Genomic DNA, 22,049 nt, shown 5'->3' on the forward strand with positions numbered 1-22,049 from the left:
GCCCTATGTTGCTTTTAATAAAGCAATCATAGCTGATATCGTTTTTGCACAATACTAATCTTCTCTTTTACTACTTGCCGATAGTTCTATTGGCAATTTGGATATTCATTTAATTTTATAACCGTTTAAATCGTAGAATTATGCCATTTTATGTTAAACAAGGGCAAATTCCAATGCAGCGACATACTGTTTTTAGAAAGCCCGATAACACGCTTTATGCCGAGGAATTAGTATCCACACATGGTTTTTCCAGTCTTTATTCCTTAGTGTACCATTGTCATCCACCCACACTCGTTAAACAAATAAGAGAGCCTTATGATGTGTCTCCCCGGATTGCCCGCGACAAACATCTTAAACATACCAGTCTAAAGGGATTTCAGGTACAGGCAAAAGATGACTACCTCGAAAGCAGGACACCTGTGTTGGTTAATCAGGACTTACATATATCCTTAGCAGCTCCCCGTCGGTCGATGGATGACTATTTTTATAAAAATAGCCAGGCAGATGAGATTGTCTTCATCCATCAGGGGATGGGGAAACTCAAGACTGGATATGGGAGTATCCCCTTCAAGTATGGAGATTATTTGGTAATCCCCCGAGGAACGATTTATCAAATGGAATTTGAACAGGAAGATAATCGACTGTTTATTGTTGAATCATTCTCTCCCGTACGTACGCCCAAACGTTATCGCAATGAATTTGGTCAATTGATGGAACATGCGCCCTTTTTTGAGCGGGACATTCGGGTACCTCAAAATTTGGAAACTTTTGATGAACTGGGTGACTTTGAAGTGAAGATCAAGAAGCAAGGGATGATTTATCCGTATGTTTATGGGAGCCATCCATTTGATTTTGTTGGTTGGGATGGCTATCATTTTCCATGGGCATTTTCGATTCATGATTTCATGCCGATAACAGGTAAATTGCATCAACCGCCACCCGTTCACCAGACCTTTGAAACAGACAATTTTGTCTTATGCAGTTTTTGCCCTCGTATGTATGATTACCATCCTCATTCGATTCCAGCACCATATAACCATAGTAATGTAGATTCAGATGAAGTCCTATATTATGTGGATGGCGATTTTATGAGTCGAAAATCCGTGGAAAGGGGACAGATAACGTTACATCCAGGTGGTATACCGCATGGACCTCATCCAGGGACGGTGGAAAAAAGCATTGGGCAAGTGAAAACCGAGGAGTTGGCCGTGATGATCGATCCTTTTCGACCACTGATGTTAACCCAAGAAGCACTCGATATAGAAGATCCAGATTATTATAAATCTTGGATGAGTTAGGAAAAATAAAAGAATAACCTTTATATAAATTATGGCAAATACATTTGCAGAAAAGATTGCCCAAGCGCAAGATTTTCTACCTATTAATGGCACAGATTATATTGAATTTTATGTTGGCAATGCCAAACAGGCCGCACATTATTACAAAACAGCTTTTGGTTTCCAGTCGGATGCGTATGCCGGACCGGAAACAGGCGTTCGAGACCGGGTATCTTACGTGTTAAAACAAAATAAAATACGTTTAGTGCTTACCACAGCGTTGAAATCTGACCACCCTATAACAGAACATGTTAAAAAACATGGTGATGGTGTCAAAATATTGGCTCTTTGGGTAGATGATGCACGAAAATCATTTGAAGAAACAACAAATAGAGGGGCGAAAGTCTATCAGGAAACACAACTTCTGAAGGATGAAAATGGGGAAGTTTGGACCGCAGGAATTTATACCTATGGCGAAACGGTCCACATGTTTGTTGAACGCCGCAATTATGCTGGTCCATTTATGCCAGGATATGAAAAATGGAAAAGCGATTACAATCCAACGGAAACTGGACTGCTTTATGTTGATCATTGTGTGGGTAATGTTGGATGGAATAAGATGAATGAAACCGTAAAATGGTATCAGGATGTGATGGGGTTTGTCAATATTTTATCTTTTGATGACAAGCAAATTAATACAGAATATTCGGCTTTGATGAGTAAAGTGATGAGCAATGGAAATGGTTTTGTTAAGTTTCCAATTAATGAGCCTGCCGAAGGAAAGAAAAAATCGCAGATAGAAGAATACCTTGAATTTTATGAGGGTGAAGGTGTTCAGCATGCGGCTCTAGCAACCAAAGATATTGTGGCCACCGTGCGGGAACTTAAAGCAAGGGGAGTAGAATTTTTGGGTGCTCCTCCCGAAGCATATTACGATATGTTGCCTGAACGAGTTGGAAAAATTGATGAAGAGATACGGATCATCCAAGAACTGGGTATTCTAGTTGATCGTGATGAAGAAGGTTATTTGCTGCAAATTTTTACAAAACCGGTAGAGGATAGACCGACTCTATTTTATGAAATCATCCAACGTAAGGGGGCACAAAGTTTTGGCGCAGGAAATTTTAAGGCTCTTTTTGAAGCAATAGAACGTGAACAAGAACGCCGAGGAAACTTATAGGAGTATGGAAGGGATGAAGGAATTATTGCGGGCTTTTGAGCACAAAAGTCCGGAAATTGTTTTCGAATGGAAAGATAGTGAAACTGATGCCAGGGGATGGATTGTTATCAATTCCTTACGTGGAGGTGCTGCTGGCGGGGGGACCCGAATGCGGGCTGGATTGGATAGGCATGAGGTAGAATCTTTGGCAAAAACAATGGAGGTCAAATTTACGGTATCTGGCCCTGCAATAGGGGGGGCAAAATCTGGAATTGATTTCGACCCACATGACCCAAGGAAAAATGAAGTCTTGGAACGTTGGTTTAAAGTTGTCACACCGCTATTGAAAAACTATTATGGGACAGGTGGAGATTTGAATATCGATGAAATTCATGATGTAATCCCGTTGACGGAAGAATATGGACTATGGCATCCACAAGAAGGCATTTTGAATGGTCACTTTAAGGTGAATGAAAGCAATCGTATTCATCAAATTGGACAATTGCGTTATGGGGTTTCCAAAGTATTGGAAGATAGCTCCTACAGCCCGGATCTGAAGCGCAAGTACAAAGTGGCAGATATGATCACGGGATATGGCGTGTCAGAGTCAATTCGTCATTATTATGAACTTTTTGGCGAAAATTGCTTTGGGAAGCGAGCGGTAATTCAAGGTTGGGGTAATGTTGCTGCCGCAGCGGCATTTTATCTGTCTAAACTTGGTGTAAAAATAGTTGGTATAATTGATCGAGTCGGCGGACTGATCAATCCGGAAGGATTTGAAGAGGAAGATATTACCCGTTTGTTTTTAGAGCGCAAAGGCAATGAGCTTTGTTCTCCGGATCTGATTCCTTTTGATCAGATACAGAAAGAAATATGGAGCCTGGAAACGGATATTTTTGTGCCTGCTGCGGCCTCCCGCTTAGTGTCAAAAGATCAGATCCAGCACATGATAAATCATGGGCTTGAGGTGATCGCTTCAGGTGCCAATGTGCCATTTGCAGATCAAGAAATATTTTATGGGCCTGTTATGGAGTTCGCAGATCAGCATGTTGCGGTCATACCTGACTTTATTGCGAATTGTGGTATGGCGAGAGTATTTGCTTATTTAATGCAACGTAATATCGAAATTAGTGATGAAGCAATTTTTTCGGATGTTTCCAGTGTGATTTTTGAAGCATTAAAGAAAATTAGGACCGTTTCTTCTAAAAAGACACATATATCATCGAGAGCATATGAAATTGCATTAAAACAGTTGGTGGAAACCGGTAACGAACAACAAGAGGCTAAACTCTAATTTATTTCTGCTATAATGCTATAAAAAAAACACTTGAAGCGGGGAACTTCAAGTGTTTTTAACTAACCAATTATTAACCTAAATTTATGAATGCTTAAAACAATGCAATACCTATGCCAAAACTTATTTTCCTAGCATGAACATATTGTCATTTTTTTGTTATTAAAATTTCTGCCTGAAATTTGATTTTTTGAAGTTTTGTTGAAAGATCAAAACGGGGTAGACTAAAAACAAATTTCATTGTATAGTTTTCAAATACTGGTCCGCTTGATGATTTTTTTTTTGTTTTTTATTTTCCTTAAAGTGCTGATAAACGAAAACTCCCGAAGCGGGGAGCAACAGGAGTTTTCCTAACCAATTATTAACCTAAATTTATGAAAAGTACCTATATAACGTAGTAAGTTCAAGAAATGTTTCAACTGATTGGAGTTTTTTTTACTTTTTAACATTTTTTGACTATTTGCTATTGATTTCCAATAAAATATACTACTATTTATTTTGTTTTCTTTTTAGGGGAAATAAAAAACCTGTTAGCGGGGACTAACAGGTTTTTTATAAACTAACTAAATTATTAACCTAAATTTATGAAACTACTTAACAATATTCAACAAAGATGCCAATGTACTAAATCCGTTAGCTGTTTAACGATTTTTAACAGCCTCGTTTCGGATAAGAAGGGGAGCCCCTAATTCTCAAGACAATCCAGTTAATTTTCAAACCTTTTGTTGCTCATAAGCGTTTATCTAAACAAAAAGGTCAGCAATCAATGCTGTCTATTTGACGTAAACTGTTTAAAAAAAGGTACATGTCTTTAACATATCGCTATCAATTTGAAAATTACGATAGCCCATTTTGGGCTTTTGCCATTCATGATGGCCATCAGGTCGATGCGCATTTGATGCCCTACATAAATATTTCAGACGAGGAACGATTACGCGAAGAGGATCCTTATACGGCTATTTTGGCTGAATTACCCTGTAATCGATTTGTATCTGGAACTTCCAGGTTTCAACTGGATCTTAATCGAAAACGAGAAGATGCTATTTATCTTACACCTGAGCAAGCTTGGGGGATGCGGGTATGGCGAACAGATCTACCCAATGAGCTAAAAGATCAGCTGTATGCAGCCTATGATAGCATATATGAGGAAATAAGCCAAGCAATTCAGCACACGATTGATCATTATGGCTATTTTATCGTGTATGATATTCATAGTTATAATATGCGTCGCGGGGGGGCTGAAACTAGTTTAAATAATGAAACCGACCCTCAGATTAATATTGGGACGCAACATAATCACAAAAAATGGCGAACGCTGACTGATCAGGTTTTGGAAGCACTACGGACTGGAAAAGATGGACAAGTTTACGACGTCCGTGAGAATGTCAAGTTTAAGGGCGGATTCCTTTCTGCGTATTTGAATGATAAGTTTGGTGATAAAGGCTGTATTTTTTCTGTCGAATTTCGGAAAGACTTTATGGACGAATGGACTGGGGAAGTATATCCACAAAAGCTTCAGGAGTATAAAAAACTTCTCTTACACAGCATTGGAACACTGGAAAATTATTTTGCCTATGAAAGATAATGCGAAACAACTTGCTGGCATTTTAAAAATGATCAAAAATAAGGAGGTTTTCCACGTACAGATTCCGCCAAAAAACAAACTGGTATTTAATCAAGTTGTTCCTTATCTGTTTTTATACAGACAGTTTTTTAGTCAAGATCCTATGCTGGCAGAGTTGGTTAAATCAGAACCAGCTTACTTTAGGGTAAGAGATCCACAGATGAATGTTTCTGAATGGATCGCTCCAATCCTCAATCAACTTGTCGAAGAGTTTGGTGCCTGTTTGATTATTGAGGCTTGGGCAGCAGATTCCGCACAGGAGGAAGATATTCAAATTCATATTGCGCGGAAAAATGTACAGGCTATCGCTCAGTATCTAGGTAAGCAACTGACAACAGAGGAATCGATTTCCAAAGTGGAGATACTGACAGATTCCAAAACAAATGCAACGCAAAGTTTATCCCCTTCGAGTGTACAGTTGGATAATCTGAACACCAATATATTTTACATGGGGCTGGAGATAAAACCGAAATACCTTTTAGGGGTAGATCAGCAAATTTTACCGATCGATCTGCGTCATTTCCGTGAAGCCATATCCAGGAGTCTGTCGAAAACATTCTTTGAATTCATACGTATACATACCTTATCTAAACCTACGGCATTTAAAATAAGCCAGCCTAAAAAGATGCTTCCTTTAGCTTGGGAGATTGATCAGAAGTTAGCGCGGGAAAGTCAACGATTTGATTTTTTATTATTGGTTACACCAACAAATTCTTACGATGCCTGGCAGCAATTTAAGAAGGGGAATTACCGAAAAACTCCTGTGTTTCGATATAGGCCCATGCCTATTGATCCAGATATTATCAAGAGAAACCTCTATAACTTGCATATCGAAGATTTATTTGATCCTTCCATTGCTTATTTGTTTCGTGATAAACGCAAGGAGCTTGATCAGATGATGACCATGTTGAGTGAGCGGGGAAAAGAAGGATTTTTGTTGGGCAGTATGCAGGTTTTTGGTACTGTCAATGAAAAATTGTTGGAAAAGGCTCAGGCAATTTTGACCATTACGACAACGGATCGAGAAGTGAGAACGAAAGAAGAGGAAATTGTCTATGCCGAAGAGTTCGCTAAGCTCGCCCAGGAAGAATTGGATTATCTGAAAAACCAAGATCCAAGCTTTGGCACCACAGTGCGGCTACGGGATGATATTTATGGCGTGATGGTAAATCAAGGCGTACTCAATATAAGTAAGCAGTATAGTTTGCCAAGGAATAGGGTAAAGGCATTGATTCAACATGAGGTCGGTACACATATTGTTACTTACTATAATGGGAAGCAACAGCCGTTCAGTCTCTTTAGATTAGGGGTTCCCGGTTATGAAAAACTTCAGGAAGGCCTCGCTGTACTTGCTGAGTATTTGGTGGGGGGCCTGACAAATAATAGACTACGTATTCTGGCAGGCAGAGTTATCGCTGTCCATCACATGCAGCAGGGCAGTTCATTTATTGATACATTTTCAGTATTGGTAGACAAGTACCAATTTTTGACCGAAACAGCTTTTCAAATGACAATGCGGGTCTATCGAAGTGGTGGGCTTACCAAAGATGCATTATACTTGAGTGGTTTAATCGAATTGACTAATTATATCAAGAGTGGGCGAGATCTATCCCTGTTGACGATGGGTAAAATCCGCGAAGATTATATACCAATCGTTGAAGAACTCATGTTAAAGGGCGTCTTGAAGGCTCCGGTCCTGACACCAAGGTATCTAATGGATCCATACAAGGATGCCTTGTTACATCTAAAAAAAAGTAATGGAATATTTCAAATGATTCAGTAATCAGATATTTTATATGAAGATAGCATTCGTGATCAACCAAACCCATAAAGAAACTGCTCGTTTCACGACGACTGTTTTGGCATTGAAAGCCCATCAAATGGGACATGAAATTTATTATATTGGCTTGGCCGATTTCTACTATGAGTCGGCCCATATTGCCGCCCATGTGCGAAAAGTGCTCCCTGATCAGATGCTTACTTCTACCAATAGCCTCATGGAAGTATTGCGCGCGACAGAAAAAACGAAGATGATGTTGGAAGAAATGGATGTGGTCTGGCTACGATTTGATCCAGTCCTGGATATGGTTAGCCGACCTTGGGCTGCTGCTTCAGCCCTACAATTTGCCGCTCTACTAAAAGAAAAAGGTGTATTGGTTATCAATGATCCCGATAGCCTTAGTCGGGCCAGTAATAAGTTGTATCTCGAGGGATTTGATGAATCTATTCGACCTAAAACAATTGTAACCCGAAACTATGCCGATGTCATTGAATTTTTTGAACAACAGAATAAGCTTATTATTTTGAAACCCTTAAAGGGGTCCGGCGGTAAAAACGTGTTTTTAATCAATAAGGATAATCAGCAAAACCTCAAACAAACTGTAGAGGCTATTGCCCGAGATGGTTATGTAATTGGCCAGGAATATCTTCCGGAAGCTGCCCGCGGTGATATTAGATTCTTTTTACTAAATGGAGAGCCTATTTCGATCAATGGAAAATATGCTGCTGTTCATCGCGTGCAACAAGGTGATGAGATTCGGAGCAATGTGCATCAAGGCGCAAAGACCCAAGCAGCTATTATTTCACCGGAGTTATTGCTTATGGTCGATAAGATCCGGAATAAATTAGTTCAAGACGGAATGTATTTTGTCGGTTTGGATGTGGTGGGAGATCGTATTATGGAAATCAACGTATTTAGTCCGGGTGCATTATGCCAGACGGAAGAAATTGTAAAAGAGGATTTTTCGGCGCTTATTATTGAAAAATTAGCGGAGAAAGTTGCTTTCAGAAAACGAGGTTGATGACAGTTGTATCGATGAAAATTGATGTTGTTGAAATCGCTACGGGAGTGCTAAGCTAGATGATTTGCGGTAATTATGAATTTGAAATGAATTACAGAAATTAAATTCTTGTTATTTTTGAAAAAAGAAAAATATGCTGATTATCGATTCTCCATCCCACAACGCCTATTTTAACATCGCTTCAGAGGAGTATTTATTGGGTAAATTTCCGGAAGAGGATATTTTTTTACTCTATGTAAACGACCCTTCAATTATCGTGGGTAAATTTCAGAATACCTTGGCCGAAATCAATCTTGATTATGTCAACGAGCATCAGATTAAGGTTGTGCGACGAATGTCTGGTGGTGGTGCTGTTTATCATGATGCTGGAAACTTAAATTTTTCTTTTCATACCTTATTGGGAAATCATGATTTTATGGATTTTTCGACCTTTACCCAGCCGATTGTACATATTTTGAACAAATTGGATATCCCTGCAAAATTAGAAGGAAGAAATGACCTCCTGGTAGATGGGAAGAAGTTTAGCGGAAATGCCAAGCTTGCAAAAAATGGGAAGATGATTCAACATGGTACGATATTGATTGATTCGCAGATGCAGGTATTAAGCGATGCTTTAAAGGTCAATCCATTGAAGTTTGTGGATAAAGCGGTAAAATCGAATCGTGCACGTGTCACAAACTTAATTGAATATCTACCTGCTGGTTTTACGACTGGAGATTTTAAGGAATTGTTGATTGAAGAAATAAAACGTGAGAATCCGGCAGCCAAAATGATTGAGTTTACCGCTTCGGATATTAAAAATATAGAAAAATTGGTTGAAGAGAAGTATGAAACATGGGATTGGAACTTCGGTTTTTCACCAAATTATAACTTTAAAAAAGCAATTAAGATCCCTGCGGGATTCATCGAGTTGCATTTGGATGTACATAAAGGATACATTGAACGGGCTAAAATTTTCGGTGATTTTTTTGCATCCCGATCAATTCATGAACTTGAAAATTTATTGATTGGTGAAAAGCATGAAGTAGGAGAGATTGATACCTTACTGAAATCAATTGATTTGACGACGTATTTTGGAAAAGTTGAACCCGCAGAAATTCTTACTTTGTTTAAATAGAAAATGTAGTACTGCCCTATACGGGTGTTAATTAATAAATATATGCCTTGGAATCCAGCTATATACAATCAATTTAAAGATGTCCGTTTTAAACCGTTTTATGATTTATCTGAACTAATTACTACCGATAAAATGGAACATGCCGTCGATTTAGGTTGCGGTACAGGTGAACAGACAGCTATCTTAAGCGAACAATTCTCTCAAGCGACCTTTCTTGGGATAGATTCTTCTGCGGAAATGCTTTCTAAAAGCCATAAGTTGGAAACGGAACGTCTGAAATTTAGGCAAAGTTCCGTTGAGAACTTCATTGCAGAGCCAAAAACCTGGGATCTTATATTCAGTAATGCTGCTTTACAATGGCTGGAAGATCATCAGGCTCTTTTCCCTCAAATTATTTCTAAGCTTAATGTTGGCGGGCAATTGGCGATACAAATGCCTTATCAGCCCGAAAATATACTCAATAAAATTCTATTTGAATTGGCGACGGAAGAACCCTATCGATCCTATTTAAGGGGCTGGAATAGGCCTTCTTCGGTATTGGATATGGATACTTATGCGCAATTGTTATTTGATAATGGCCTGGATCAATTAAACCTTTCTCTTCGTGTATATCCGCTCATTGCTGCTGATGCAGACATGCTTTACAATTTTATCGCTGGGTCTGCTTTGATTCCTTACATGGAACAATTGGAGGAAGATAAGAAGTCTGTGTTTGTAACTGAATTTAAAACACGTATCGAAAAACATTTCACTAAATTTCCAGCGATCTATTCTTTCAAGCGCATTTTATTATATGGGCGTAAAGGGTAATTCACATATCGATCAAATCGGACCAATGGGCAGCTGTGATCGTAGCCAGGTCTGTTGGGGCTAAAATAATCTGAAGCCCCCTTTTTCCTGCGCTTACCGAAATCGCTGTCTCCAATTGTGCGGCCTCTTCAATAAAGGTTGGGAACTGTTTTTTCATGCCAATAGGTGAACAGCCACCACGAATATAGCCGGTCACCGTTAAAAGGTCTTTCATTGGGAGCATTTCGCAGTTTTTATTCCCAGAGGCCTTCGCTATTTTTTTAAGGTCGAGCTGTGCGTTTCCGGGAATTACGGCAACAATATAAGGATCTTTGTTGCCTTTTAAGACCAGGGTTTTATAAAGCGTTTCGGGTGACAAACCTAGGGTTTCGGCGACATGCTCAGCACTGACGTCCTGTTCGTCTACCTCATATGCTCTGAGTTCATACTTAATTTTTGCTGTGTCCAACAGCCGAACAGCATTTGTTTTACTCGACATACCCTAGCCTTGTTTTTTCTTATTAAAATAGGTCGTTATGGCATCTAGCGCGTATGCATTCAAACAGTTGCTTGCCTGCAAACCACCCTTTTGCGCCACCAATACACCATATTGCATATCGTGCAATCCCTCTGTACGATGGGCATCGGGATTGATGGAAAGTAAAACTCCTTTCTCTACTGCATAACGGTGCCATCTCCAATCCAGATCTAATCGTAAAGGATTTGCATTTATCTCAATGACAACGCCATTTGCCGCACAAGCATCGATTACCCGTTTAAAATCTAAGGGATATCCGGCTCTACTTAATAATAGTCTTCCTGTTGGATGGCCTAAGATTGTTGTATACGGATTTTCGATCGCTTTGATTAGTCTTGTTGTGGCTTTGTCTTCGTCCATTTTCAGATTGGAGTGTACGGAGGCGACAACGAAGTCAAACTTAGCCAACACCTCATCGGGATAGTCTAATGAACCGTCAGCTAGAATATCAGATTCAATTCCCCTGAAAATCTTGAATGGAGCCAATTTTTCGTTTAATGTCGCAATCTCATTCCACTGCTGCTCCAATCGCTCAATGGAGAGGCCGTTGGCATAAACTGCCGTTCGCGAGTGATCGCATATACCCAAATATTCTAGCCCCAGGACATCTTTACAATGTAATGCCATTTGCTCGAGGCTATGTACGCCGTCACTATAGGTGGAGTGATTGTGGAGTGTTCCCCTGAGATCTTTGTATTGAATCAGCTTTGGCAGTGAATGCGTTTGAGCCTGCACTATTTCATTCAACCCCTCTCGTAATTCGGGTTCAATATAATCTAAACCCAAGTTACGGTAAATAGCCTCTTCACTGGAAAGTGAAGGAAGATCCGGTAGAATATTAAATAGAAGATCGAGATGTGCAGTGGATCCAGTACTAAGAACCAGGTCGCGATAAAAATCATTGATATTACTACTGAATACTTTGAAAGTAAACCCCAATTCATCGGTCAGTTCTATGGAGTTTTCTGTTTTTTCCACTAAAGTAAATCCATCGAGGAATTTTTCGACGTTGTCTATACTTTCCGATATTAAAAGATCTACGGTACTCAAAACCTCGCATTTTCTTCTGAAATCTCCTGTATATGACAGCAGCGAAGAAGGGAAATGCAATTTCAATTCGTTGAAAAATTTTTCTGCCAGTGGAAGTACTTTTGCATATAAAAACCATCCCTTGTTGGAAATAGAAAACTCAATGGATTTTTTGATGTCTTCCTGCGTTTTAAGACCAAACCCTTTTGCTTCTACGAGACGGTTTTCATTACAGGCGTAAAGTAATTCGCCCACACTTTCAATCTCGAGTTCTTTCCAGATAATTTGAATCTTTTTAGGGCCAAGGCCCTTAATATTTAACATTTCAATAATACCGGATGGTGTGTTTTCAATAAGATCCTCAAGCTCTTTGAAAGTTCCTGTAGCGGCAACTTCTTTGGCTTTTTCAGCCGTACTTTTTCCTATTCCTGGCTGTGCACTCAAATCTTCAAGACTGGCCTCTTCAATACGGAAAGGTAGCTTGTCCAACTTAAAAGAGGCACTTGCAATGGATTTTGTTCGAAAAGGATTTTCGTTGTGAAGCTCCATCAATTGGCTACATAATTTGAAAATTTTTGAGATCGCTTTATTGTCCATCGTATTTGAATTGTTAAGCTACAAATATCTTAAATTTTAGGTCAAAATAACAATTCAAATACGGATATTATAGCGTTAAATAATGTAAAAAAGCTACTTTAAATGCCTGTTTTTCTCTATTTCTTGAAATTAACAACAAAGTGACAAATGCATGTGTGCTTAACCAAACATTTTGGCTATGTTTGCCGTTTTTGGGTGTTAAAATTGTGGTTATTTTGAGCATATCTTATAAAAACAACCCTATTAAATAGTAAAATATCATGATAGCAGACATTAGTGACAAAGAAATCAGTGGGCTTTATAAAACAGGTATTATTCAACAAACTGCTTATTGGTCTGCAGTAAAAAAAAATGCAAGGTATACAATCCAAGGCATTTAATTTTAAATCCAAACAATCCGATCTGTATGTTGGGGTCGAAGACGATACCTATTTTATCGGCGATCTATTAATTATCATACAAGCCATAGATCAGGAACATAGCATTGCCTATGTACCTTATGGGCCTGAGATTGAACCTTCAGATGAAAACCAGGGCTATTTTTTAGAACAGTTATCGGAGAGCTTACGTTCCCATCTGCCACCAAATTGTATAATGATACGCTATGATCTATCTTGGGAATCACATTGGGCTAAAGAGGATGATTGTTATGATCTTCATGGTAACTGGCTAGGGGTACCGGAGAAACGTATTCAGGAAATGCGCTTTAATTTTAATACAGAAAACTGGAACTTTCATAAAGCCAATACAGATATACTGCCTTCCAATACTATTTTTATGGATCTTAGAAAGGGTGAGGATATGTTGCTTGGAAATATGAAATCTAAGACGAGATATAATATCAATTTAGCAGAGCGAAAAGGAGTACGTGTGCGTTCGCTGGGGCTTGAAAGTTTGGCGGTTTGGTATGAGCTTTATCGGCAGACAGCTCTTCGAAACAACTTTTTTTTACATGATATAAGCTATTTTAAGATCGTTCTTTCTGCAAGGGCAAGTGATACATTATCTCCCGCAGATGTATATCTTTTAGTAGCCGAAGTGGATAACCAGCCTTTGGCCGCTATGTTTTTGGTAATTGCGGCAAATCGGGGGACTTATCTATATGGAGCTTCTGCTTCCGAAAATCGTAATTATATGGCGACATACGCTTTGCAATGGCGTGCGATGCAGCTTGCGAAAGAAAAAGGCTGTACGGAATATGATTTCTTTGGAGTATCGCCACAGGCAGATCCTTCACACCCTTTATATGGCCTTTATCGTTTCAAAACAGGATTTGGTGGTGAAATCTACCATCGTATGGGCTGTTGGGATTATCCCTTGGACAATAGGAAATATCAGTACTATGCGTCAATGGAGTTTAAAAACCAGAGCTATCATTTAAGTTAGAAATTAGAAGACCTCACCCAAGGTGAGCCTAACGCCGCGGTGATTCTTACTGATACCATAGTCGATTCCAATGTTGGTGCCCGAGTTTTTGTTAAATTTAATTCGTGCACCAGCACCAGTGCCGACGTTCCAGTCTTCGAACATGGAATTCTTTGGTCCGTTTAATGTGGTAAAGTTCATAAATGCAACAAATCCAAATAAGCCATTTTGGGTGATATCACGACGATATTCCGTTTCTAAATAGTAAAGTGATTTGCCACGAAAGCGGCTGACTGGAAAGCCTCTTCCCGAACTATTGTATGGATCCCATCCTAAATTCGGAAGATCAAGATAGGGCGCTTTACTATTAAATACCGTCCAGAAGAAACTCCTTATGGCAATCATATTTTGGCGATTTCTGTCTTGGGTAAGCCTATGGTATCGTCTAACTTCGAGAAATAGCGATTTCCAGTTCTGATCGCTTCCTAAAAATGTCGGATTTACACGGAACTGTAAATTGGCATAGTTACCCGACCAGGTATTGATCGAATTGGCGCGCGTATCGTAAATTAAATTGAAGCTGACTCCTGAAGACATGGTATTGTCTTTTAAATCTGTTCCATAAGGGTAGGAAGTGTAGTCTTCGAGCTTGGTATTGCTCGTAGACTTAATATTCATTCTATAATCCAGGTCATAACCAATGCCCATAAAAAGGCCTCCATGAATTCTTTTTAATGCATGTTGATATAAACGAAAGTAGGTGTAATCTAAATTAATCTGCTGATCACCATGATGCTCTTTGCCAATTCCCCAAGTTTCGTGCGGATATTTTAGTAGACGGATATCCCCATCAATCACCCATGTATTCTCTTTTAACCAGATGTAAGAACGGATTGGCAGGCCAAATCGTTTTCCAAAATTTGTGTAGGGCGTAAATGTCATTTTGGACATATAGGTATCGGAACGATCTCCTAAATAAAAGCCTGCGGTTGTACTTGTAATTAAAGCATGCCCTCCTCCAGGAACATTTGTTGAAAAGGGTAAAAAGGAAAAATAGATTTTCTTTCCTGTACTATCGACTGTTTGGGGTGGCTTGATATGTAATATTTCTTTTCCAATATCAATCAGGTCCCGTTGTTTACTTGTATCAGCGAGATGTTTGGTAGTTTCTATTTCATTGACGGGACGTTGTGCATATGCAGTATCGGCAAGTACAAGTAGAACCATCAAAATAGAACATTTAATATAAAAAATATATGCGCTATCGTAGTGTGTCATGAAAGAATGCAATCTAGCAGGAAATAGATAGAATAACAATATTCAAACCAATAATTTATTCATTCTGTCACGTTTTGGCTATAAAGAGAATTGATTGGAAATTTCATTCGCCTAGAAAAAAATATCATTTACCGATTTTAATGTAATGTTAATCTAAATGTAATGAAATCAATATATGAGTTGTCTTAACTTTGAATCAGAAAATAAATAAAAAAAGTACGCAACAAATTTATATAGTAAGCGACAATAAAATAAGAAAATATACTAATACATTATAAAATTGAAAAAGATATGAAAACTTTAGTAAAAACATTTGTAGCAGCGGCAATGATTGCAATCTCTACTTGCTCAATGGCTTCAGTTAAACCAGAAGAACGCAATTTAATTACTGCTGATTTAGCCATCGATGAATACGTTGGAGCAATGACCGAAGGTCAGGTAGCTAATTTGGACAAGCTTTTTACAGCTGATTTTGACCAAAAAATTTGCGGTAAACAAGATTTGAAACATAGCCGTCATGAGATGATTGAATTTTTGAAAAAACAAAAAGGAATCAAGATGAACTGCAGAACAACAACACAGATCGTTGAAGAATTACCTGATTATGCAATAGCGAAAGTTACGATGCAATTTGATGGTTTTGCGAAAACAGATCTGATCACACTTGTTAAAGAAAACGGAACCTGGAAAATTTCTAAATCTGTAAACTCTTATAAATAAGAATTTGCTGTCAAAATTGGTCGATTAAAAATAAGAAAAGGGTACTTAAGTACCCTTTTTTTGTGGAGCATATCAGATTCGAACTGATCACCTCTTCACTGCCAGCGAAGCGCTCTAGCCAAATGAGCTAATGCCCCTGCTTTATTTGGTGTCGCTAAGATAGTACTTTTTTGGATAAACTAAGCCTCTTTTTTATTTTTCTACTGTTTTTTGTAGATCTGTTATCTAGTTGCTTTTTTTTTGACGATCTAAATGCATTATAATCAATGGTTTTATCTATTTGGTTCCTTAAAGATATTTTTATCCTATTGAAAAACAAGAGAGTTTACAGGCGTACTGGAGGATATGAACAATGTATTAGTGTCCTCCTGTAAGCAGCGCTTCGGTTCGCTTTATCTGACCTTTATCTTTCCAGGCATCGTGCCCAGGAATAACCATATTAATTTCGGGATATTTTGCCAATAACCTCGCTAGGGATGGCTTCCAGGATTTTATATCCCCATCTGCCGTAAATCCTAGATCTTGGGCTTCGGAGCTTTTTATAAAACAACCACCGTCTAGGATCTTATATTTGGGAAACCAGACAACAACATTGTCCATGGAGTGTCCGGCACCAAAAAAGTTCAAAACAAAAGATTGTCCGCCGACGCTGTAGGTTTTATTGGTGGAAACAAGATGAGTGGCCTGGGCTTTGTGATTTGCCTTTAGCAGTTCGTTCGTCATTTTTGTTGCATAGGTTGGAATTCCAATGCGGTTGTAATAAGCAAAGCCACCTGCCCGGTCTTCGTGCCAGTGTGTCGCGTAAACAGCAATGACGGGTAAATTATGTTTCTGTTTGATACTGTCCAATAAGGGTTGATATTGTGTGGAATCCCATGGTGTATCAAAAAGGATAACGCCTTTTTTTGTAATTAGGTATACCGCATTAGCAGCATATTTGGTCCCTTCAAATGTATTAAAGGTCGTGTAAAGATACAGTTGCGGATTTATCTTCTCTATTAAAAGAGGCTTTTCTTGCGCTTGTAGAGATGGGGAAAGACCGAGTAAACCAATGCTCAGGCATACACCAGCAAATGTTGCGCGAATATGAGGAGAAAGAAGTGAGATCATATTTTTGAATGTTATTGCATTAACGTTAGAGCAAAATGATTATTATTTTTTCAAGACCTTATTAATACATTTTTTAGGTAGACTGAACAAAGTCTTCGCGATAAGGAGTGAACGAATCGATCAGTTCTCCTTCTTCAAGACATTCACATCCATGAATCAATTGTGAATAAATGATACAAGAGTCGCCTGCAGTTAGGATGCTTTCGACACCATCAATATGGTATCGGAATTTTCCCGCACTCACATAAGAAATCTGTGTGTGGGGGTGTTGATGAAGTGTACCGATGGCCCCTTTTTTAAAACGAACTTTCATGAGCATGAGTTCATCATTAAAAACGAGTATTTTTCGCATAACGCCTTCGCCCAGGTCTGTCCATTGCTGCTCGCTGTCGTGTAAGAATATTTCGCTCATCTAATTGTTGATTTATGGATGTTTTGATTGGAAAACGCTCTCTTTCCCAATTATAGTAAAAAAATACGAATTTACGGCCAGATCCATTGCTTCTTTTGAAGCATATCAATTTGCTTTATAAAATTTGACAAAAGATGGGATGAATTAAAAACCAAATGGTCCAAATACGTAAAAAAACAGTTATTTTGTGCTTGAGCAATATGTATATTACACGATGAATTATTTCGACGAGCTTATTACTTTATTACAAGAAGAGCAGCAATTTGATCGATTACAACATGAAAACTTGTTGTTGAAAAGTAGTTTGAATGAACGAAGAATGCAAGGTGTCACCTGGTTTCCGATTCAGATAACAGATACGGAGCTCGGAAGAGGAGACTATTTGTCCGTTAATTTAAATCGAACAAATCATTATGAGGTCGAACATAAGTTTCGCTTTGGTATGCCAGTTTGTCTGTTCTCAAATCACGATCCCGACCGAGATCGAATAGAGGGCATCATATCTTCGATCAATAGGGATGGGATGCGAATTTCATTTCGTGTCGATGAACTTCCAGAATGGAGCAGAAGAGGAAAGCTTGGTGTTGATTTGTTATTTGATGAGTATTCCTATCGGCAGATGTTCAATGCATTGGAGAAAGGAAAGGAATTGAGCCGTGATGCAAAGCAAGGTGGTTTTGTGAGAAGATTAATCGGTGAAGAGGTGATTCCAACTGAATCTATTGGAAAATTCTTTGAGCATCCCAACTTAAATACAGGGCAAAATAAAGCCATCCAACAGCTATTGGAAGCAAGTACTGTGGCTCTTTTGCATGGGCCGCCGGGGACAGGGAAAACAACAACATTGGTTCAGGCCGTGAGCGCATTGCTAAAACAATACAACAAGCAAGTATTGGTTGTTGCGCCGAGCAATACGGCCGTTGATCTGTTAACCGAACGTTTAGACGCTGCTGGAATTGCAGTAACAAGAATAGGAAACCCTGTTAAGGTTTCGGAACATCTTCAAGAGTTGACACTCGATGCAAAGATTGATCGACATCCCGCAAATAAGGATATTAAAACACTTCAAAAACAAGTGCGGACGTATACAGAGATGGCTCAAAAATATAAACGTAATTTTGGGAAGGCTGAGCGGGAGCAAAGAAAAGCATTGTTTGATGAGGCCCATCGAATCAGAAAAGATGTCGATAAGATTCAAGATTTTATCAGTGCAGATGTTTTGGATAAATCGCAGGTAATCACTGCAACTTTGGTTGGATCGAATCATGAGGTTATTCGCAATCGTAGCTATGAAACAGTCATTATTGATGAGGCCGCACAAGCATTGGAGCCTGCTTGCTGGATACCGATATTAAAGGCACATCGGCTTGTTTTGGCCGGTGATCACAATCAATTACCTCCAACAGTAAAATCTAGTAGGGTATCTCACCATGGCCTGAGCCATACATTATTCGAAAAATTGTTGGACCATAATCCGCAATTAGTTTCTTTGTTAGATGTGCAGTATCGCATGAATGAACAAATTATGGAATACCCGTCCGCAGCCTTGTATAATGGTTTGTTGAGAGCAGATAGTACAGTGGCACAGTGGAGCTTAGCAGTGGATACCGAACCGGTCTTATTTATCGATACAGCGGGAGCGGGGTTTGAAGAAACGGAAAGTGACGGCGCAATCTTCAATATTGGAGAAGCTCATTTTATTAAAGCCCATCTGAACGACCATATTGGGGCTTGGAAAGCTTCCTTGAGCCTAAATGAAAGCCTGAGCATCGGGGTGATTGCACCTTATCGAAAGCAGGCCACTTTATTGAAGGAGATATTGGATGGGGAAGAAGCGCTACGACCTTTTAACGACTTGATTAAAATACAGACAATAGACAGTTTTCAAGGACAGGAGAAGGATGTTATTTATATCAGTTTGACAAGAAGTAACGCTGAACAGCAGATTGGTTTTTTGTCTGATGTTCGCCGGATGAATGTGGCAATGACTAGGGCTAAGAAGAAATTGGTTGTTATTGGAGATAGTGCTACAATAGGTTCACATCCGTTTTACCGAGAATTTATTGCCTATACCGAGTCGATAGGGCACTATCATAGTGTGTGGGAATGGGATATTTCAGCAATAACGTAAGAGGCCACTTCATAGGAAGTGCTCTTACGTTATATTGAAACTTACTGACTAGATTGATTCCTGTAATCTCTCCTTATTAAGAAGTGAACTTCATCCAATCTGTGTTATCGTGATAGTTCATAAGTGGTTCGGCATTATTATTATTTGATAATTGGCCTACCAACATATAAATATCCATGCTCACGTGTTGACGTGTTATTTCTGTCATCTTATCATTGAAGCCGGCGTTGTTAATTTGTAAAACATACTGAAAACAAATGACGCGGGCGATTATCTTTCCAAGTGTAACCAGTTCACGTTGTTTCGGCTGTAGCGGAAAGTCAAAATTCAAGATTGATGAGAAAAATGGTGCTGCAAATTCAGTTGAGCTATATTTTTTTAGGAAAGACAATAAGTTGCTTTCTTTGGTTTTGCGCATAAGTTTACCGATCGCTTCAGCAACTTGAGAATAAAGCATTTCATTTGACCCCTCAAAGATTTGAAAAGGTCTACTGTCTATGAGGCCACGACCGGCAACATGGTCTAACCTGTAGCCATTAGCACCGGATAATTGCACACATATTTGCGCGGCTTCATGCATTAAGTCTGTCACAAATGCTTTCACACTATTGGCATCTACACCATAGGCCGAAAGGTCATTATGGATAGAGCTGATTGAGACACTGTATGAACACATTGCAGAACACAAGGTAAAGGCAGCCTGTATGCGCGACAACTGAAATTTAACAGCGTCTAATTCATTTAAACTAATACCCGCTACACGACGTTCGGAACAATGTGTCATGGCCTCATCCAACATCCGTTTTATAAAACCCATGCCCATTCCAGGGAACTGTAATCTGCTGCGGTGGAGGGTATCTAACATCAATTTAATTCCTGTACTTTCCGGGTTTAGTTTGTGATCAGCGGGTACATTAATGTCGATGTTGTTCACACCATAAGGAATCGCATACAGCCCAAGGCTATTGTATTTCTTTGTAACAACAATCTTTTGTTCTTCGACGGCATTTTCTGTGACAAAGAAATCTATATCCCGCACCAGTTCTCCATTTTCATTTTTCTTGCGTGCTGTCACGAGCCAAAAGTCTGCAGCTCCAGTAAGACCTTGCCAGTGTTTTTCACCTTTTATATAGTACTTATCGTCCTTTTGTTCGTAAGATGTTCGCATATTGAGTGCGTCACTGCCGTAAGCCTGTTCGGTAATCATTAATCCTCCCATTGCCTGGTTTTCCAAAAATTGATGGAATACCCGCTCTTGAAGTAAGGTGTTGCCGTATTTGGCAAAAGGTTCCAAAAATAGCGCAATATTAATCCCGAAGATTAGCGATAAAGATAGTGATTCATAAGAAGCAGCTGCCAGTACACCCAAACATTCTTTTACATGAAGTCCCCGGCCACCGTGGTGTTCTGGGATAGCAACCGACAAGGGTTGCATTTTCATGATCTCAGCTAAAAACTCAGGCGGTAGCCCACGCGTTAAACTGAGCGAGTTATAATCATACTCTTTATTAAATAAGCTTGATAGCCTAGTTTTAAAATCCGCAATAAACAAATCGAAATCTTGGGTTATATTGTTGTGTTCTGAAACCTTAAGCATCTTTAAATATGTAATTAAATGATGGAACAATGTAAATCGAAACATGAAGAAGAACTGCCCGTTGACCAAAAAATTCTCTTTTGCTTCAATCACTTACACAAAAATAACTCCAATCAATTTGATTCTCTTGTGTACTTCAGTATAAAAGATAGGACAAATCGTGCATATTGAAAACCTAAGTTGCTCTGTTTCGATAAGAAGTAGGAGAAACGCCAACTATTTTTTTGAAAAGCCGTGAGAAATAAGAGGGATCAGAAAAATCCAATTCATAACAGATATCTGCAATGCTTTTAGTGGATTCAAACAATAGAAATTGACTGTGCATAATCAGCACTTCAAGAATGAGTTCCTTCGACGATTTTTTGAATACAGAAAATACGCACCGATTAAGGTAGTTTGTAGATACCGCGAGTTTATCCGCGTAGAATGAAATATTTTTTTGCTTTTTGAAGTTTTTGTGCACAAGCTGTTTGAACATCATAGCAATTTCCTGTCTCCGATTGAGCGCTAGGTTGGATGAAGATAGCTTGATAATTTTTAGAATTGCAGATTTTAATAAATTTTCAAATAGTTCTTTATAAGGTAATTCCGAAAGCAATTCATCATAAAGTAATCTGAAAAGCTCTTGAAGATCGCTGCTGTCTCGCGCCGTTAAGTTCAGTAAGGGTGAGATATTAAAGATATTCAAAATCTCCTGTTCCCGGAATATGGAAGTCATTGCATTGTCGTTTATTAAAACGCAATGGCCTTTCGCAGATTTATCGACCGACTTTATTGTTGAGATATTGCCGTAATTGCTGATAAGAATTGCTGGAGCTGTTACGACATATTCCTTAGCTCCAATTTGATGTTTAAAATAACCCTCAGTGATATGAACGAGCAGGTTATAGCCCAAGAAAATAGGTGGGGTAGGGAATTTAATATAAGGAGCGATTTCACTGAGCTGGAATATCTTGATCGGCGATTGCTGGTAGCGAAGATGCTCCAAACTACCTGTCATAAAACGATCTACAAATTCACCCGCATTTACCTGCTTTTCCATTATCAATTATTATTATAAAATTTAGTATGCCACAGCTTCTGAATGTCATCTATTGTTTCATGTGCAAATCATGCTCCCAATAATATTCCAAAGGTAGCTGGATAAAACTTGTTTATCAATTTTAACAAATGATTTGCTAAAATAAAGCTTTATCCTTAGTTTAGTTTTT

Annotated in this window: 18 protein-coding genes and 1 tRNA gene; 11 read left to right on the plus strand and 8 right to left on the minus strand. The window is 38.8% G+C overall.

Going from position 1 to position 22,049, the window contains the following annotated elements:
• Window positions 1-140: 140 nt before the first annotated feature.
• From BV902_RS09995 to BV902_RS10030, 8 genes are all read left to right on the plus strand, one after another.
• The gene (locus tag BV902_RS09995) at window positions 141-1,298 is read left to right on the plus strand and encodes a homogentisate 1,2-dioxygenase (RefSeq protein ID WP_075991796.1); all 1,158 of its coding nucleotides are present in this window, start codon (window positions 141-143) and stop codon (window positions 1,296-1,298) included.
• A gap of 31 nt (window positions 1,299-1,329) precedes the next feature.
• A complete protein-coding gene (gene hppD, locus BV902_RS10000) occupies window positions 1,330-2,457 on the plus strand; it encodes a 4-hydroxyphenylpyruvate dioxygenase (RefSeq protein ID WP_075991797.1) in 1,128 nt (375 codons plus the stop codon).
• Window positions 2,429-3,730: a Glu/Leu/Phe/Val dehydrogenase dimerization domain-containing protein gene (locus BV902_RS10005; protein ID WP_237242073.1), complete on the plus strand. Its 1,302-nt coding sequence runs from the start codon at window positions 2,429-2,431 to the stop codon at window positions 3,728-3,730. The genes hppD and BV902_RS10005 overlap by 29 nt, the downstream gene beginning before the upstream one ends.
• 805 nt (window positions 3,731-4,535) lie before the next feature.
• Window positions 4,536-5,315 carry an N-formylglutamate amidohydrolase gene (locus tag BV902_RS10010; protein ID WP_075991798.1) on the plus strand — a complete coding sequence of 260 codons (780 nt, stop codon included), beginning with the start codon at window positions 4,536-4,538 and terminating at the stop codon, window positions 5,313-5,315.
• Window positions 5,305-7,137: a flavohemoglobin expression-modulating QEGLA motif protein gene (locus tag BV902_RS10015; RefSeq protein WP_075991799.1), complete on the plus strand. Its 1,833-nt coding sequence runs from the start codon at window positions 5,305-5,307 to the stop codon at window positions 7,135-7,137. Before BV902_RS10010 ends, BV902_RS10015 begins: the two co-directional genes overlap by 11 nt.
• 13 nt (window positions 7,138-7,150) lie before the next feature.
• A complete protein-coding gene (locus BV902_RS10020) occupies window positions 7,151-8,155 on the plus strand; it encodes a glutathione synthetase (protein WP_075991800.1) in 1,005 nt (334 codons plus the stop codon).
• A gap of 133 nt (window positions 8,156-8,288) precedes the next feature.
• A complete protein-coding gene (locus BV902_RS10025) occupies window positions 8,289-9,272 on the plus strand; it encodes a lipoate--protein ligase (RefSeq protein ID WP_075991801.1) in 984 nt (327 codons plus the stop codon).
• A 42-nt stretch (window positions 9,273-9,314) separates the two neighbouring features.
• The gene (locus BV902_RS10030) at window positions 9,315-10,082 is read left to right on the plus strand and encodes a methyltransferase domain-containing protein (RefSeq protein ID WP_075991802.1); all 768 of its coding nucleotides are present in this window, start codon (window positions 9,315-9,317) and stop codon (window positions 10,080-10,082) included.
• 1 nt (window position 10,083) lies between these two features.
• Here BV902_RS10030 and ybaK read toward each other — a convergent pair whose 3' ends face one another.
• The gene (ybaK, locus tag BV902_RS10035; protein WP_075991803.1) at window positions 10,084-10,560 is read right to left on the minus strand and encodes a Cys-tRNA(Pro) deacylase; all 477 of its coding nucleotides are present in this window, start codon (window positions 10,558-10,560) and stop codon (window positions 10,084-10,086) included.
• Between the two features lie 3 nt (window positions 10,561-10,563).
• Window positions 10,564-12,225, minus strand: coding sequence for a DNA polymerase/3'-5' exonuclease PolX (locus tag BV902_RS10040; RefSeq protein WP_075991804.1), 1,662 nt, complete (start codon window positions 12,223-12,225; stop codon window positions 10,564-10,566).
• A 351-nt stretch (window positions 12,226-12,576) separates the two neighbouring features.
• Between BV902_RS10040 and BV902_RS10045 the strand changes: the two genes are divergently transcribed.
• Window positions 12,577-13,611, plus strand: a complete 1,035-nt coding sequence (locus BV902_RS10045; protein ID WP_237242075.1) for a lipid II:glycine glycyltransferase FemX — start codon at window positions 12,577-12,579, stop codon at window positions 13,609-13,611.
• 3 nt (window positions 13,612-13,614) lie between these two features.
• On the opposite strand, the gene BV902_RS10050 is transcribed toward BV902_RS10045, so the two are convergent.
• Entirely contained in the window at window positions 13,615-14,817 is a 1,203-nt protein-coding gene (locus tag BV902_RS10050; protein ID WP_232475793.1) for a hypothetical protein, read from the minus strand.
• 342 nt (window positions 14,818-15,159) lie between these two features.
• Between BV902_RS10050 and BV902_RS10055 the strand changes: the two genes are divergently transcribed.
• Window positions 15,160-15,588, plus strand: a complete 429-nt coding sequence (locus tag BV902_RS10055) for a nuclear transport factor 2 family protein (protein WP_083663549.1) — start codon at window positions 15,160-15,162, stop codon at window positions 15,586-15,588.
• Between the two features lie 63 nt (window positions 15,589-15,651).
• Here BV902_RS10055 and BV902_RS10060 read toward each other — a convergent pair.
• From BV902_RS10060 to BV902_RS10070, 3 genes are all read right to left on the minus strand, one after another.
• Window positions 15,652-15,725: transfer RNA gene (locus BV902_RS10060), tRNA-Ala, on the minus strand.
• Between the two features lie 220 nt (window positions 15,726-15,945).
• Window positions 15,946-16,698, minus strand: a complete 753-nt coding sequence (gene bla, locus BV902_RS10065) for a BlaB/IND/MUS family subclass B1 metallo-beta-lactamase (protein ID WP_075991806.1) — start codon at window positions 16,696-16,698, stop codon at window positions 15,946-15,948.
• Between the two features lie 73 nt (window positions 16,699-16,771).
• Window positions 16,772-17,110: a cupin domain-containing protein gene (locus tag BV902_RS10070; protein WP_075991807.1), complete on the minus strand. Its 339-nt coding sequence runs from the start codon at window positions 17,108-17,110 to the stop codon at window positions 16,772-16,774.
• A 187-nt stretch (window positions 17,111-17,297) separates the two neighbouring features.
• Between BV902_RS10070 and BV902_RS10075 the strand changes: the two genes are divergently transcribed.
• Window positions 17,298-19,241: an IGHMBP2 family helicase gene (locus tag BV902_RS10075; protein WP_237242077.1), complete on the plus strand. Its 1,944-nt coding sequence runs from the start codon at window positions 17,298-17,300 to the stop codon at window positions 19,239-19,241.
• A gap of 76 nt (window positions 19,242-19,317) precedes the next feature.
• On the opposite strand, the gene BV902_RS10080 is transcribed toward BV902_RS10075, so the two are convergent.
• Together BV902_RS10080 and BV902_RS10085 are read right to left on the minus strand one after the other, a co-directional pair.
• Window positions 19,318-20,838, minus strand: a complete 1,521-nt coding sequence (locus BV902_RS10080; RefSeq protein WP_075994705.1) for an acyl-CoA dehydrogenase family protein — start codon at window positions 20,836-20,838, stop codon at window positions 19,318-19,320.
• Window positions 20,839-21,013: 175 nt separating this feature from the next.
• The gene (locus tag BV902_RS10085; protein WP_172840662.1) at window positions 21,014-21,880 is read right to left on the minus strand and encodes a helix-turn-helix domain-containing protein; all 867 of its coding nucleotides are present in this window, start codon (window positions 21,878-21,880) and stop codon (window positions 21,014-21,016) included.
• Window positions 21,881-22,049 lie beyond the last annotated feature (169 nt).

Source organism: Sphingobacterium sp. B29 (assembly GCF_001952815.1).
Classification (GTDB): domain Bacteria; phylum Bacteroidota; class Bacteroidia; order Sphingobacteriales; family Sphingobacteriaceae; genus Sphingobacterium; species Sphingobacterium siyangense.

Excerpts from the sequence above, each read along its gene's own strand:
- BV902_RS10070 (WP_075991807.1), bottom strand. The coding sequence starts at position 17,110 with ATGAGCGAAATATTCTTACACGACAGCGAGCAGCAATGGACAGACCTG.
- BV902_RS10045 (WP_237242075.1), top strand. The coding sequence starts at position 12,577 with ATGCAAGGTATACAATCCAAGGCATTTAATTTTAAATCCAAACAATCC.
- BV902_RS10020 (WP_075991800.1), top strand. The coding sequence starts at position 7,151 with ATGAAGATAGCATTCGTGATCAACCAAACCCATAAAGAAACTGCTCGT.
- BV902_RS10055 (WP_083663549.1), top strand. The coding sequence starts at position 15,160 with ATGAAAACTTTAGTAAAAACATTTGTAGCAGCGGCAATGATTGCAATC.
- BV902_RS10030 (WP_075991802.1), top strand. The coding sequence starts at position 9,315 with ATGCCTTGGAATCCAGCTATATACAATCAATTTAAAGATGTCCGTTTT.
- BV902_RS10010 (WP_075991798.1), top strand. The coding sequence starts at position 4,536 with ATGTCTTTAACATATCGCTATCAATTTGAAAATTACGATAGCCCATTT.
- BV902_RS10015 (WP_075991799.1), top strand. The coding sequence starts at position 5,305 with ATGAAAGATAATGCGAAACAACTTGCTGGCATTTTAAAAATGATCAAA.
- BV902_RS10025 (WP_075991801.1), top strand. The coding sequence starts at position 8,289 with ATGCTGATTATCGATTCTCCATCCCACAACGCCTATTTTAACATCGCT.
- bla (WP_075991806.1), bottom strand. The coding sequence starts at position 16,698 with ATGATCTCACTTCTTTCTCCTCATATTCGCGCAACATTTGCTGGTGTA.
- ybaK (WP_075991803.1), bottom strand. The coding sequence starts at position 10,560 with ATGTCGAGTAAAACAAATGCTGTTCGGCTGTTGGACACAGCAAAAATT.
- BV902_RS09995 (WP_075991796.1), top strand. The coding sequence starts at position 141 with ATGCCATTTTATGTTAAACAAGGGCAAATTCCAATGCAGCGACATACT.
- hppD (WP_075991797.1), top strand. The coding sequence starts at position 1,330 with ATGGCAAATACATTTGCAGAAAAGATTGCCCAAGCGCAAGATTTTCTA.
- BV902_RS10040 (WP_075991804.1), bottom strand. The coding sequence starts at position 12,225 with ATGGACAATAAAGCGATCTCAAAAATTTTCAAATTATGTAGCCAATTG.
- BV902_RS10085 (WP_172840662.1), bottom strand. The coding sequence starts at position 21,880 with ATGGAAAAGCAGGTAAATGCGGGTGAATTTGTAGATCGTTTTATGACA.
- BV902_RS10080 (WP_075994705.1), bottom strand. The coding sequence starts at position 20,838 with ATGCTTAAGGTTTCAGAACACAACAATATAACCCAAGATTTCGATTTG.
- BV902_RS10050 (WP_232475793.1), bottom strand. The coding sequence starts at position 14,817 with ATGGTTCTACTTGTACTTGCCGATACTGCATATGCACAACGTCCCGTC.